The following is a 13,469-nucleotide window of genomic DNA, read 5'->3' as shown; positions in this document are numbered from 1 at the left end:
GCGTAAAAGGAGTAAAAAAAACGCACGTGCTTTCTGAAAGGCAATGAGTATCAGTTTTTTTTTTGATTATGAAACCGTAAATATAAATATATGCCGAGAGCAATAAACCCAAATGCGGCAACAACAATAACGCCATTAAACTGAATAAAGCCCGTTATAATCAAAGTTATGAGTCCTACTGCAAGGGGAATTAATGCAGCTTTTCGTTTTGCCTTCACGCTGTCATAAACAGCTAATCCTCCTCCTGTTAAAACAATAGCTGCCCCGACACAATCAATCGGAACGGTTTGTCCGTAATTCATAAATAATACGCCTGCCAAAACAAGGCCTACAATTAAAATAAAAATTCGTGTAATTTTCATATTGTTCCTCCCATCCATAATTTTAACTCCTTTATATTGCTATGCGTATTGCTTCTCTTTTAATGCCGAAAGATTTTGATAGATTATTCCATTGTTTATTTTCATTGTTGTTTTTATCTCCTCCATGCGGCGCATCCTGTTCCGCTTGTTCGATTTCCGAATTGGCTTGCTGCCCATCGTTATCGCCTTCATTTTGTTCATCATCACCTTCGTTATGTTCTTCATCATCGATTATACCGCCCATGCCGCCGAACATACCGCCTGCATCTTGCTGCTTTTCTGATTGAAGAATCTGTACAACTTGCGGATTAAGCGGTACGGTAGACCATGACTCATTAAATGGTTCTAAGCCTTTTTCAATGCGCTTTTCATCGATTGTTTTAAACGTTTCTACCTCGCTTCTATCAATTTCTAAGACAAGGCGGGAATCGCTTTTTTCGTAACCGACAAACTCAAATTCATAATCGGGGTTCTTTTCCTGCAAGATTTTATTAAGGTGCTTTTGTAAGAAGCTGAGCATGTCTCCAAGCACAAGACTTTTACTTGCCTCGAGTTTAGGGCTTACATCGGCTCCGATAAGCGGTGCTGACTTTTGGGAGTGAAGCCCTAGGTCTTCCATACTGAAGCCGAAAAGCCCGACAATGCCGGAAAGCTGCAAGTCAAACCATGATTGAAACTCCATATCCTTATTGCTGCCTTGTAAGTTTATCCACTCAAAGCGTCGATTGCTTTCGCCGCCTGCGCTTTTACCGCTCGGGATAATCGGCACCCGCCACTGGCTGGACGGTGCGCCCGACATAAGATTGACAATGTAGTCTTCAATCTCTTCAACCTCATCGAGATCGGCATCGCCGTTAAGCAAGAGCATTCCTCTCGGCAATTTGTTTTCGACAAAGAAACCTGCGTTAAACATGAAAGTATTTATCGAGGAGGTGATTAAATCGATTGCTTGTTCCACAATTGAATATCCGTATCCGGAACGCTCAACATCGGTTCTCGGGTTCATGCAAGTGAATATAAAATCGCTTCGGCTGTAAAACGCATACGGAATATTGTTAATAACCTGCACGTATTTTATGCCGGTTTCTTCTTCGCTTTGCGGTAATGACATTTCAATCGTTGCGGGGTCTACTGCCCAAAAGGCTCCGAGTTCTCCCGAGCGTGTCCGCTGTAATTCGGTTGATATTTGGTCAAGCTGGCAGATGTCCCGGATTATTTTGGAGGCGTACGCATCCAAATCATCTTCGCGGTTATTGTCTTGAATATCTCCTGTCTTAAGCATAAAATCGGCAAGCACTTCGGCGGTTTTCCGCTCTCTTTCATTCATACCTTCTTTTTTGTCTTTCGCGCTTTTTGCAATAATTCTAAACCCGCGCGTGTTTTCATCGGTAGACACTTTTAAGAAGGGGCGCACTTTTCTAATGAGGTTACTAATACAAAGATTAAGAACCCATGCCTTCTCTGATACTCGGCGCAAAATGCGGTAGGATATTTGCCTGCCGTAATACGGGGATAGAGTCCGCACTCTTCCCCATGCGTTCGTATTCATTTGTAACGGGTCGTAAAAAAGCGACTGCAAGCCTTTTTGTTTGTCTACTGTGCCAAAGAGGGCACTCTGCTGTGAAAATGCCGTACGGCGAGCAACTTGTTTTCGCACCATTTTATCAACGTCGATTTCTTCAGTTTTTATTTGATTTGGCGCAACAGCCTTTTCTACAACCTGCACTTCATTTGAAGCAAGCCCGGTGTTTACTGCTTTTTTAATCTTGTCTTTCCGTTTGTTCTTTTTATTCTGTTTTCTCATGACGTATTTTCCTCCCCCTCATCTCATCATGGTTATTTTATCTTTTTATCAATTTGCGCAAGGGTCTTTCCTCTAGTCCGCCTGCTTGAGCTTTTTTTTGTTTCTTTTTTTCCGGCTTCATTCCGTTGTTTTACCTGTTGATAAAAGCCTGTTGTCGCCTGCGCCGTATTCCCAATAATCGCATGATTGGCAAGGGCAAACGCCCAAAAGCTGTCGGCGTGTCCGTCTTTATCCCGCGTTGAATCATAGCGGAAGCTCCCGCCTGCACTCGGTATTCTTTTAATTGAGTGAATTTGCTTGCGAAATTTTTGGTCGTTGGGCAATAAAAATTCCCTTTTTTCCAAACCGGTACGGACACCCATCGCAAGCACTTCTTTTGCCGGTGTCGTAAAATCAATACCTTCAAGTTTTGATTCTCCAAATTCTTTTTGCAATGTTTCTGTTGTGTCTAAGCCTTGCCCTGTGCGGTCAATGCAGCCGCGTACAACAGGTAACTGCCTCATTATCTTTCTGATTTCATCGCGCTGATATTCAAATTTTTTATTTTTCATTTCTATTTCCGCAACGCATTTTTTTTTTCCGTCAACCACGCCCAAAACATAAATAACGGCGGCGTCCCGATAACGGGCTACGTCATAGCCTAAATAAAGGGCTCCATGTTCTTCGCGAGAATAACCTGCACAAAGCTCATCGCTTGTACGAAAGATTTTTATTTCAAGGTCTTTTTCATCCTCAATGTCTGCATCTTCAATATTGCCGCCTCTAATTTCTTCAGTGCGGTCTTCCGCTCTCATACCCGGCGTGTTTGCATAGATTAAATCAAGGGTAATAAAACTCAACGCTGAATCAATAAAGGTGCATTCAAATTCTTGTTGGAAGTCTTCTAAAAGCATTGCCTCGAAGGCTTCAATAACAGGAGGCGTTCCATAGCGATACACCCGCTCTTCTGTATCCATTGCGGGAGCGTTGCGCACCGCCTCTTCAACGTTTGTACAGAGTGCTGCAGAAAACCACCAGGGAATAGTGTAGCGGTTATAGGTTCTGTATTTTTTCTTGTCGATAAACACATCGTAGAACCGCCCGATTTTACCAAGAGGAGTGGAGCCTATTTCCACGCACCCGCCGCGCGCTGTTACAGGGATGCCTGCCGTGTAAATAACTTCCGCCTTGTTCTCAGGGTATATAGCCATCTCATCAAAGACTATATCGCCTCCGCGCCCTCTCGGCGGACGGCACGCTATTGAAATAAGGCGGCTTACTGTTTTACCGCTTTTGTCGTAAAACTCCATTGCAGTTTTTGTACAGGAGCGCAGTTTCTTTTTTGCCTTCGGATGAATGGATGCATAAAACTCTTGTGCGTATTGTATTTTTTCTTTTGCGTCTTCTTCGTTATAACTTACAAACTGCCTTACGTATTTTGTGCGGTTACCATCCATCGCTTTTACCAAGCCTTTTAGGGCGGTGATAAATGAAAACCCGGTACGGCGGCTTTTTAAAACAATACTATGCCGCTGTGCATCCATTAAAAACCGCTCTTGCCAAAAGTCCAGGTCAATCGGTTTTTCATCTACTTTTATAAAGGCGTCTGTATAGTTAAGCCGCTCATCCGGTGTAAACAATGCCCCCATTTTTATACCTCCGCCGCCTGCAATTGTGCGGCACAAAACAGAAAAAAGAGGGTAAAAAACGGCAAAAATATAGGCGAATATAGGCGTAAATAGGCTCTTTTCATCATTTTAAAACTCCTCGCTGCCCTCATTGCTCAGCTCGAGAAAGTCGGCCGATTCGCTTATTGCGCGCTTTTTATTACGTGCGGAAACTTTTAACGCCAAGCCCTCTTTGATAATCTCCGCAACAAACTCAATATTATCCCCTTCATCGCCTTGCTCTCGCTCAAAAAGCTTTTCACGGATGCGAATAATATCCGCCATTGCTTTATCCCGATCGGCGAAAATATACACCCATGTATTGTTGCCGCCCTTAAGGTCCAGTCCGTCAATTACCTGCCGCTGCTGCGGGGTAAGGTCTTGTAAATCTTTCAGCTCTTCAATTTCAATTATTTTTTCGATACCCTCTTTGGTTATAATTGTCTTTTGTTCTTTCTTTACATAATCAGCTAAGTCATAATGAATACGCCTTTTTTTTAGTTCGAGTATTTTATAATATTCTTCATCGAGGTCTTTTTTTATGTTGGTGTCTAATACATACCGGATTGCCTTTGCAACAGTATCTTTTTTGCGCAAGCGATAGCCTTCACTCGTTGGGCTTTTATAACCCGCCAGCTCTGCAGCGCGGGCTTGCACCATAAAGGCATCGCTTCCGGGATAGGTATACCAGAACACAAACCGCTTTTCTTTTTCGGTTAGTTTTGCATCGCCGACATCAAACGTTTCCATACTGATAAGCACGTCGTTTTTCGAAAGCGATGCTTCTTTTTTTACGCTCTTTTTTGCGGCGCTTGTTTTTGCAGCGGTTGTCTTTTTTAGTTTTTCTTTCGGCTTTTTTTCAGGTGGAGTTTCTTTTTCTTTTTTCATGCTTGCGCCTCCGCTGTCGGTATTGTTTTTGCTGCAACTTCAGAAGGACATTCATGCAGTTCATATCCTTGAATAAATCGCCCGCGCTCATTGACTAGCGTTTTTAATTCGGCGTTTACGATGAGAATAGTGTTATCTTTTGAGGCAATATATTTGACAGGCTTCTTGCATGAAGGGCAGACAATCATTTATTCACCTCCTTGCAAGTGGAGGTCTTTTTCTTTTGTTGAGATTGTACTTTTTTTATTATTTCATTTTTTGGAATACGTGAAACCGTGCGGCAATATTCAATATTTCCTTTTTGAAAATAAAAGATGAGTTCCCCGTAAAAGCTCTCTTTACAAAGGGAGTCAATAAAGTCGTGGATTTCAGATTCGCATTTGGCGTTTTTGGCGTGTTGTAAATTTGAACAGTGTTCTTGTTTCTCCCCCAGCATACTTCCCCAAAAATGAACAAACCTTGTCCTTATTAAAAAAAGACAAGACGCTTAAGAATGTTCATTGAGGGCACGGCTAGGTTACTCTCAAGAATTTAAATAATACTTTTTATAGTATAGACAAATTAAAAATAATTGCAAGCGGATGAAATGTAAATAGCATTAGTTATAATTATATTGACAAAATTTATCACTGGGCATTAAAACCTTGCTACTTTCCGCTTTTTACTCTGTTGCAATGTTTGCAAAGCATTTGGCAATTTTCTGAAATGGTTTTACCACCACTGCTCCATGGCGTAATGTGGTCAGCTTCCATTTCGTGCAGTTCAAAATGTTGGTTACAGGCAGAGCAAGTCCCTTGCTGTCGCTCATAGGCTTCTCGTTTCATATTGTCGCTAAAGATGCGAATACTTAGGTGCTTTTCTTTGCCGTCAATTAAGTACTCGTATATTCCGGTCTTTGATGTAACATCTTGCCTCCTTCTCCTACATTAAAACTTCCTCAATGCGGTTTTTAAAACGCAGCAAATCATTTTCTGATAGCATTTCAGCTCCTCGTTTAATTTCTTCAAAATTACTGCAATCGCTTAAGTTGCAAGTTGAGGTGATTCCCTTCCCTGTTTGTTTTTTAGAAAAGATATTTGCGCCGTATTCTAATCCGCCATTTAAAAACTTAGTTATTAATTCAAGAGATATTGAAAGTCCATCTTCTTTTTTTTGTAAGGGAATACTTAAATATTCCTTTGTTTTTCCCACGGCTTCTTCAAAAGAATTGCTGTAAAAATACTCTCCCATAAGTCCGTGATTACTCGTAAAACCAAGGTACTCCGTTTTAAAAATATATCCGCCATGTTCTTTGATAATCGCATCCAATCCCGACTCATCATTTGCCGCGATTAAATCGTCAATCTTTTTTGTTAAATCCATTTTCATTCCTCCTAAAAACTAAAATGGTATAGCCTCTTCATCAGCCGCATTGTAATTACCTAACACCCCGCCCGAGTTTCCGCTTGCTCTCTCATTGCCTCCCAATAGCTGCACAAACTGAACATCAATGATTACGCGGCTTTGTGTCTTCCCGTCCTTTTCCCATCGCTCTTGTTTCAGTGAGCCTTCAATTGCAATCTGTTTGCCCTTCGTTAAATACTGCTGAAGGCTTTCTGCCGTTTTACCCCATAACCGGCAATCAAAAAAGCTTACTTCGTTTTGCCACTCATTGCCAACCTTGCGGCTTTGATTAACCGCAAGACTGATATTCCCTACGGCTGCTCCTGAAGCCGTATAGCGTAGCTCAATGTCTCGGACAAGCCGCCCAACTAACATTACTTTGTTTAAGTCTGTCATAAATAAAACTCCTTATATTTTTATGGTTGTTTATAAGTCTATTTTTCATTCTTTTTTATTTTACGGATAGTAATTCTTGCATACGTTATTTTGCCGTTTATTTTTCCCTCCGCATTTTTAATCATTCCCTGAATTGCTGTAGCAGACTCGCCTGATAAATATTCTTGCATATACAAGTTTTCCACTAACGGTCGCTCGGTCATTTCCCGAGAATTGGTTTCGTAATTCGTTGTACGAGTATCCTGAAGTAAGGCTGTCTTCTCTTCTCTTCTCTTCTCTTCTCTTCTCTTCTCTTCTCTTCTCTTCTCTTCTCTTACCTCTCCTTCATTTCTGGTTAAAGAATAGATAAGGTCTTTGCCATCATTTCCTTTTCTAAAAGCAACTATCTCAAATTGTTCAGGATTATATTTATCTAAAAACGTGATCGGTACCCCCATAACGCCGTAGTAGTCGCAGGGGATGTCGGCTACTTTATCTACGTTGATTGCATCGTAGTTATCGTATGTCGGGTAGACTTCTGGGCTATAGTTTCTGTACAAAACAAGTTCCTCGTGCCGTTTTTTGTGGTCAAGGTTAGTAAACCAACATCCGGTAGATCTAGCTTTAACCACCCCATTAACAATTTTATATTTACTGCCTGGTTTCCCTTCAAGAAGTTCTGCTTGTTTCTCTTGAGGAACATCAAAAAGTATATCAAAGCCCATAGGCATTACACCCATCCACAACTTATTTCCCGCGATAAGCGGAAAAATCTCCTTGTAGGTAATAGCATTTTTATTTCCGATGATGACAAATTTTTTTTTGTATTCCACGAGTTGGGCAACATATTCCCTGAACAGGCTAAATGGGGGGTTGGTAATTACAATATCGGCTTTTTTTAAAAGCTCTACACATTCAGAACTTCTAAAATCGCCGTCTCCTTGCAGTTTTTTTACTTCTATATTGTCAAAGTTGTTGATATTACCACCACCTTTGTATTCTATCCATACAGCTTTTTCTGCCGCATTCTGCGAAAACAGGTCAATGTCTTGGTTTTTATAACAAGTGGTTATAAGACTTTTCAACCCGAAATGTTCAAAGTTCAAATAAAAATACTTGAAGAAGTTGCTGATACGCGGATCATCACAATTGCAATAAATTATTTTGCCTTTAAAGTGTTCTACGTAGTGCCGCAGTTCATTTTCAATATCAGAAAGCTGCGTATAAAACTCATCATTTTTTGCTCTATTGGCAGCGTGCAATGCTTTGTTGTTTGCCATATCTATTACGTCCCAAAACATATTATATACTAGTATAGCGTTTTGTAATTAACTTCCTGTTATAAAAATTGGAGTATCAACAATAAGAGGCTGCGGATTTAAGCATTACTATGGTAAATTGCTCACCGTTGCGCCGTGTCGAGCTCTTTTTTATAAAACTTTTTACGTTTTTGATAAGATGTATTAAAAAAATTTAATCGACTTATTAAAAAAACGTTATACTAGTTTTGAAAAAATACTAGAAGTAGTGGTCATATATTTTATAAAGGAAGATTTTTTTTCTATTTCCTCTTTTTACCGTTTGTTTTACAGCAGATTATAGCACATATTGCGGCATTTCGGAATACGTCTGCCCGTTTAGTTCCCGCCCGTTTTTCTTTTTATTCACGCCGCCACGTTGTTTAAAAAAACGGGATTCCATGTTGTGTCTGTCCATTCAATTTTTGTTTGCTGTGCACAAATGGGCTTTCGTCTTTTGTTTTAATTAAAAGCCTAATGCTCTCCGCTTCTGTTCTCATCCTTATTTCATTATTAAAAGCACTCATCTATTACTCCTTTTATAATTCATTTTTAGGGGCTTCATAATTTTTATAGAATTTATCAGCCCCTGTCAACATGGCGTCTACTTTTTTTTCAATCTCTTTTGCCTGAAATAAGACCATTACATCTTTTGAAGAGTATGCTGTTTTTGTAACCGCCGCATGTCTTTTACTAAATCGATAAAAGTTTTAATGTCAAATTCATTCTTCATTGATTACCTCCAAATTATCTGTAAATTCTTGTCCGCTTTCCCATAGCTTATATAGACAACAATACAACTATTTATTTTTTCAATAATATTAGTTATTGCAACTAGCCAATGTGGAGGGGTTGATGGACGAACTACATCCGCAAAAACAAATTCACAATCTGCTGTTGTTAAGTTATATGTTTCCATAAGCAATTTTGCTTTTGCCAAAGCCGCCGCTCGCTTTGCTTTTATCGATTCGTACTTCTCGCTTTCTTGGTCTATCCTGCGTGCGATTTTTACCCATAAAGCCCATTCAAGCGAGCCTTCCCTGATTGGCGGTTTTTCTCCACTTAAAGCATAGCTTATTGTATACATTGCAAAATTCGCCTTGTATTCTTCCGGTAAATCTGCGATGTATTCACTGTGAAAAACAAACGATTCTCTCATTTTTGCCCCTCGTATTTTTGTAATTCTATTTCATATATTTTTTTACAAAGTTTCACAACCTCGCCCGTGTCTTTGCTTATATCTAATAAGCCATTGCATTTTAGCGAGCAGGTCATTCCCATATTCAGGCGGTGGTCGATTACAAAATCTCCGTACTTAGCCCGATTAGCTTTAGTGTTGCCTATTCGGTGTGCCCCTTGCGGCTGTCCTTCGTTCAAAGGCCGCCCGCATACTTCGCAAACTCCGCCGCTTGTTGCAAGTGCACAGCGGCGTTGGTCTTTTGGATTAGACATTGGCTTTATGCTCCCTCTATCCTTTTAATCCTTTCTCCAATCCACCGCATTACCGGCACAGCCATACTGTTGCCGATTGCTTTATAACGATGACTATCGGGGCATTGGTCTTTAGGCTTGCCGTTCCATTCAATTTGAGTGTAATTATCAGGAAAGCCCTGTAATCGTTCACATTCAAGCGGGGTAAGACGGCGTATACTGTTCCCTTCTTTAATTATCGTTTCACTCCCACCGCCGAAGTCTCCGCCGCTTGCTTTCAATGTCCCCACGCCCTCTTTATATTGAGCAAAAGAAGATAGTGTATAGCTTTCAACGGCGAATTGATTGTTTAAGATTGTATCGCAGTCAAAGACTCTTGCTCCAAAGCCTGTCGTAAGCGTTCCGGTAATTTCTTTTTTCTTATCTTCGCTCGCTTCAAAAGAAGTTCTAGGTTTTTCTGGCTCAAATAATACTTTTGCGGCAAGGTCTGTCCTATTATCAGAATGTCCGATAACGAAGACTCTACGGCGTCTTTGGGGCGCTCCGAAATATTGAGCGTCAAGCACCCTGTACGCCCACCCATACCCGAGTTTTTCCAAACCAGCGAGGAAGCTTGCAAAATCAAGTCCGTTACCCGATGATAATACTCCGGGCACATTCTCCCAAACGACCCATTTCGGTTTATATTTTCCCACAATTTCCAAATAGCAATACATGAGCTGTCCTCGAAGATCGTTTGTGCCTCCTCGTTTTCCTGCGATTGAGAAAGATTGGCAAGGAGTTCCCCCGACCACAATGTCAACTGCTTCATTTTCCCACTCCTCATATTTAGTGATATCTCCCCAGTTAGGTACTTGCGGAAAACGTTGTTTTAAAACTTCGCACGGGAATTCTTCAACTTCCGCAAATGCAACAGGTTTAAATCCTAGCGGTTCCCATGCGACTGTTGCAGCTTCAATACCGCTGCATACAGATAAGTAGGTCATTACGACTCCACCAATTCCCCGCAGGGGCTATTATCAGATAAAAATACAAAATTATCTAAAAGCTCTTCTGTAGTACAAGATACTTTATCCCCATAAGGTTGTCCAAAAGATTGTGAAAAAGATTTATCAATAATAACACGATTATTAAGTGTCATGCCAACAATAGTACTTTCTTTTTGTCCTGCTATCGATTTCACAGTTTCCCCGTGTTTTTTAGTCGCCGCAATCAACTGCTTCAAGTTCTCCCTTATGGCTGTAAACTTTTAGTTGATAGCCACTTTTAAAACCATCAACCTTTAATTGCCGGTTCACACGCTCCGCTTTTCGGGACGGGAGCTTTCCCAGTTAAAAAGTACTACTTCTCCGGCTTCTTCAATTCTATCCCGCATAGCCTTGCCTTCGTTAAGGTCTATATGCCTGCATAATGTTTCTAGGTCGATATTACCGCAAAGAATAACAGGCAGCCTCTCGTTGTATCTGCGGCGTAAAATTATATTAAGCCAACCAATACGGCCTTCTGTTTTTTTCGCTTTGTCAACTTCGTCTACTACAAGCATTGGGCAAAAAGAATACTTGTTAAGTACGGCGTTTTGCGCCTTCACCAAAACCGACTTGAGCGTCAAGGCATTTTAATTGTTTTGTAAATGTTTCATAAAAAACAAAACTCATTGACATTTTATATACTCTCTCCCTTACAAGCTAAACTTGGAATGATAATGAAGTCTTCATAAGCAAAAACTTTCTTTTTTGTTTCAAAAAACGACAAAATATCTATAATTTTGTTTTTACTCATTTTCGCCCCCGTATATTTGCTTTTCTGATTTTTCGATTAAAGCAATAACACATACAAGTTCGTTGATTATTATTTCAGCATTATCTTTTACATCTTTTAAGAAGCGTTTTTGCTCATTTGTTTTCATCTCCTTCACCTTTTCCCAATAATAATCAAACTCCATGTTGGCTCTGTTGACATGTTTATTCGCCTCATCAATATGCGTCTTCATAAGTGCGTATGCTTGATAGCAATCACACAACACACATTTGTTTAATTTGTTTTCAGAATGTGATGCTATTGCCTGTTGAATTAAGTTATAAGATTCCCCAAAAATCATTTTTTAATTCTCCTTTCTTTCATAAATTTCATAGCCTAACGCTTCCGCAATTTGTAATTCTAATTCTGCGCCATTTGAAGCATACGGCGTTTCTATTTTTGCAATACCTAAGTTTTTATGTCGGCTTAAAATAAATAGACACTTCCGCATACAGTCGTCCCAAGTTTTTAACCCTTCGCAAAACTTAACAGGATTAAGTATTGCCGAATATCCCGCTTTGTGAAGTTTGTTATAGGCTGTTTCAAAATCCTGTTTGTAGTTTGGATTATTGCTTATTGCCCCACTTAAATAAATCTGTTTCATTTTTTTACTCCTTCTCATTTCTTAAAACGGGTCTATAACTTTCAAAATTAAAATTGACAACTATACCCAACTCCTTAATTCTGTCCCGCATTGCCTCTCCTCCGTGCAAGTCTATAATTTGACATAGACGTTCAAGGTCAATGTTTCCAACAAGCACAACCGGCAGCATTTCGTTGTAACGGCGGCGCAAGATTGTATTAAGCCAAGTTATGCGCCCTTCGGTGTTTTTCACCTTGTCAATTTCGTCAATCACCAACATGGGCGCATTAGCGTATTTATCAAGCGTTTTGTTTAAGCCTGCGCCGTATCCCGCTTGTGCGTCCAGTAAGTCGGTTGAGACGTCGTCAAAATCTCGGAAGATGCCGCCCGTTAGTTTTAGCACAGCATGCGCGAGATGAGTTTTACCGGTGCCGTTTTTGCCGAGCAGCAAAAGCCATTTGTTATTCGGATTTTTCGCAAACGACAAAACGCTATCCCGTGCGGTTTTGTTTTTTTCGTCAACGACAAAATTTTTAAAGCCGGCATTGCGGTACCGCTTGGGCAGCCCGTCTATTTTTTTTAAGCGTGCTTCAAACTGCTCAAGCTCTTTTTGCGTTTCGAGTTCCGCCCGCTCTCGATCCTGTTCACAAAGAGGGCAAGGGGATGCTTCGTTTGTTCTTGTGTCAATGAGGCATTTGTATTCACCGTGTGTTTTACATAAAGCTTTTGATTGCCGCAAATAGTCCGGCAAAAAAGATTGCGTAATATTTACCTGTTGCCATTTCCCTTGTTTTAAAACTCTCATAGTCTTTTACCCCCTAAAACATAACGCCCTCTAGTTCATCGCCGACGTCAGCACTCACCACCTGTGGCGGCGGTTGTGGCTTACCGAAAAACTCATCAATGCTGCTTTGCGAAAAATCCTGTTTTGAATAATCCTTCTCCGCCTGCGGGGAGCGGTTATTTTTTTCAAACTGCGTGAGAGTAAATCGCTCTGGCAAAAACTTAAGGATTATGTTTTTCCCGCAAAAACCGTCAAACCCGCCGGTAAAGTTCCACCAGGTTGCTTGTTGTTTTTTTAACGCCAAAACCTTTGCGTAGTTTTTGCATGCCGCAAGAATGTCAGGGGTAACAGGAATTGCCTGCTCCCGTAATTTATCAAGTCCAAGCTGAAAGTCTCGCTGCAAGAAGAGCAAAAAGGTATTTGGTTTGTTTATTCCCGCCTCAACAAAAACCCCGTATATGTCTTTTGCAAGCTGGGTTAAATTTTCGTTTTCTGAAAAGTCAGAGAAAACCTCCTCATCCTCCTGTTTGTCAGAACATGTATATATATCTTGTCCTGCTGTATCTTCAGGAGGAGGATGATTCACATTATCATTAACATTATCATTAACATTATCATTAACATTATCATTATCATTATCATTAGGGCGAATTGTTTTATTTGTTTTTATTGAATTCAATTGTTTTATTTGTTTTTCTTGTTTTGAATTGTTTTCTTTGTTTTCAATTAAATCCATTTGTTTTTTCTGCTCTGAATTGCTTTCTATATTTTCAGGCAGTTTTTTTGTTTCATTATATTTTATTTGTTTTTCTTGTTCTGTATCGCTATCGCTAGTTTTATTATTAGCTTTTTTGGCATTAGCATTTCCTACAGGAGCTCCTCGTTTGTTTGTTGCGTTATCGATGATATCCTTCATTGGAATCCAAATAAGTAAATCAATCCCTTCAAAATCCGGATCTATACCGTAAATTCCGTAATTAGTAACTGCTTCATAAAAGCGTAATTTCATGTTGATATCCGTCATTGCATCAATTTGTTTTTTGGTTGTTTCTGAAAAAATACAGCTTTTAAAATTTGATTTCATATGTTACCCCTTTTTTGCGGTTGTTCTCTTTTTA

19 protein-coding genes are annotated in these 13,469 nt (G+C 40.1%); all 19 read right to left on the bottom strand.

What is annotated here, in order from left to right:
* Nucleotides 1-50: 50 nt before the first annotated feature.
* The 19 genes from FUT79_RS08210 to FUT79_RS08125 all read right to left on the bottom strand — a co-directional run bounded on the left by FUT79_RS08210 (nt 51) and on the right by FUT79_RS08125 (nt 13,435).
* On the bottom strand, nt 51-362 hold the full coding sequence (locus FUT79_RS08210) for a hypothetical protein (protein ID WP_024751710.1): 312 nt from the start codon (nt 360-362) through the stop codon (nt 51-53).
* Between the two features lie 31 nt (nt 363-393).
* Complete coding sequence (locus tag FUT79_RS08205) at nt 394-2,166, bottom strand: phage portal protein (RefSeq protein ID WP_148889487.1); 1,773 nt, start codon at nt 2,164-2,166, stop codon at nt 394-396.
* Nucleotides 2,167-2,198: 32 nt separating this feature from the next.
* Nucleotides 2,199-3,794, bottom strand: a complete 1,596-nt coding sequence (locus FUT79_RS08200; protein WP_148878755.1) for a phage terminase large subunit family protein — start codon at nt 3,792-3,794, stop codon at nt 2,199-2,201.
* A 108-nt stretch (nt 3,795-3,902) separates the two neighbouring features.
* Nucleotides 3,903-4,700: a terminase small subunit gene (locus FUT79_RS08195; protein WP_148889485.1), complete on the bottom strand. Its 798-nt coding sequence runs from the start codon at nt 4,698-4,700 to the stop codon at nt 3,903-3,905.
* Nucleotides 4,697-4,888 carry a hypothetical protein gene (locus FUT79_RS08190; protein ID WP_044634232.1) on the bottom strand — a complete coding sequence of 64 codons (192 nt, stop codon included), beginning with the start codon at nt 4,886-4,888 and terminating at the stop codon, nt 4,697-4,699. Before FUT79_RS08190 ends, FUT79_RS08195 begins: the two co-directional genes overlap by 4 nt.
* A 459-nt stretch (nt 4,889-5,347) precedes the next feature.
* Complete coding sequence (locus FUT79_RS15890; protein WP_425329147.1) at nt 5,348-5,452, bottom strand: HNH endonuclease; 105 nt, start codon at nt 5,450-5,452, stop codon at nt 5,348-5,350.
* Nucleotides 5,453-5,621: 169 nt separating this feature from the next.
* On the bottom strand, nt 5,622-6,068 hold the full coding sequence (locus tag FUT79_RS08180) for a hypothetical protein (protein ID WP_148883997.1): 447 nt from the start codon (nt 6,066-6,068) through the stop codon (nt 5,622-5,624).
* A 12-nt stretch (nt 6,069-6,080) separates the two neighbouring features.
* Nucleotides 6,081-6,479, bottom strand: a complete 399-nt coding sequence (locus FUT79_RS08175; protein ID WP_148884120.1) for a single-stranded DNA-binding protein — start codon at nt 6,477-6,479, stop codon at nt 6,081-6,083.
* A 38-nt stretch (nt 6,480-6,517) separates the two neighbouring features.
* Nucleotides 6,518-7,738 carry an adenine-specific methyltransferase EcoRI family protein gene (locus FUT79_RS08170; RefSeq protein WP_148889483.1) on the bottom strand — a complete coding sequence of 407 codons (1,221 nt, stop codon included), beginning with the start codon at nt 7,736-7,738 and terminating at the stop codon, nt 6,518-6,520.
* 401 nt (nt 7,739-8,139) lie between these two features.
* Nucleotides 8,140-8,283: a hypothetical protein gene (locus FUT79_RS15105; protein ID WP_156009208.1), complete on the bottom strand. Its 144-nt coding sequence runs from the start codon at nt 8,281-8,283 to the stop codon at nt 8,140-8,142.
* A gap of 209 nt (nt 8,284-8,492) precedes the next feature.
* The gene (locus tag FUT79_RS15565; protein WP_024751668.1) at nt 8,493-8,915 is read right to left on the bottom strand and encodes a hypothetical protein; all 423 of its coding nucleotides are present in this window, start codon (nt 8,913-8,915) and stop codon (nt 8,493-8,495) included.
* Complete coding sequence (locus FUT79_RS08160) at nt 8,912-9,208, bottom strand: hypothetical protein (protein ID WP_024751669.1); 297 nt, start codon at nt 9,206-9,208, stop codon at nt 8,912-8,914. Before FUT79_RS08160 ends, FUT79_RS15565 begins: the two co-directional genes overlap by 4 nt.
* A gap of 5 nt (nt 9,209-9,213) precedes the next feature.
* Nucleotides 9,214-10,173 (bottom strand): DNA cytosine methyltransferase, encoded by a 960-nt coding sequence (locus FUT79_RS08155; protein ID WP_148879531.1) that lies wholly within the window; start codon nt 10,171-10,173, stop codon nt 9,214-9,216.
* Nucleotides 10,173-10,412, bottom strand: coding sequence for a hypothetical protein (locus FUT79_RS08150; protein ID WP_024751671.1), 240 nt, complete (start codon nt 10,410-10,412; stop codon nt 10,173-10,175). Before FUT79_RS08150 ends, FUT79_RS08155 begins: the two co-directional genes overlap by 1 nt.
* Nucleotides 10,413-10,481: 69 nt before the next feature.
* The gene (locus FUT79_RS08145; RefSeq protein ID WP_187426836.1) at nt 10,482-10,775 is read right to left on the bottom strand and encodes a P-loop NTPase family protein; all 294 of its coding nucleotides are present in this window, start codon (nt 10,773-10,775) and stop codon (nt 10,482-10,484) included.
* 183 nt (nt 10,776-10,958) lie between these two features.
* The gene (locus FUT79_RS08140) at nt 10,959-11,285 is read right to left on the bottom strand and encodes a hypothetical protein (protein WP_148879530.1); all 327 of its coding nucleotides are present in this window, start codon (nt 11,283-11,285) and stop codon (nt 10,959-10,961) included.
* A 3-nt stretch (nt 11,286-11,288) separates the two neighbouring features.
* Entirely contained in the window at nt 11,289-11,588 is a 300-nt protein-coding gene (locus FUT79_RS08135) for a DUF4406 domain-containing protein (protein ID WP_148879529.1), read from the bottom strand.
* Nucleotides 11,589-11,592: 4 nt separating this feature from the next.
* The gene (locus FUT79_RS08130) at nt 11,593-12,372 is read right to left on the bottom strand and encodes an ATP-binding protein (protein WP_024751636.1); all 780 of its coding nucleotides are present in this window, start codon (nt 12,370-12,372) and stop codon (nt 11,593-11,595) included.
* 13 nt (nt 12,373-12,385) lie between these two features.
* Nucleotides 12,386-13,435, bottom strand: coding sequence for a hypothetical protein (locus FUT79_RS08125; protein ID WP_148889481.1), 1,050 nt, complete (start codon nt 13,433-13,435; stop codon nt 12,386-12,388).
* Nucleotides 13,436-13,469: the final 34 nt, after the last annotated feature.

The sequence above is a fragment of the Treponema phagedenis genome, assembly GCF_008153345.1.
Taxonomy (GTDB): Bacteria; Spirochaetota; Spirochaetia; order Treponematales; family Treponemataceae; genus Treponema; species Treponema phagedenis.
The sequence above is the reverse complement of the archived record's forward strand: the minus strand, read 5'-3'. Positions and strand labels throughout refer to the sequence as shown.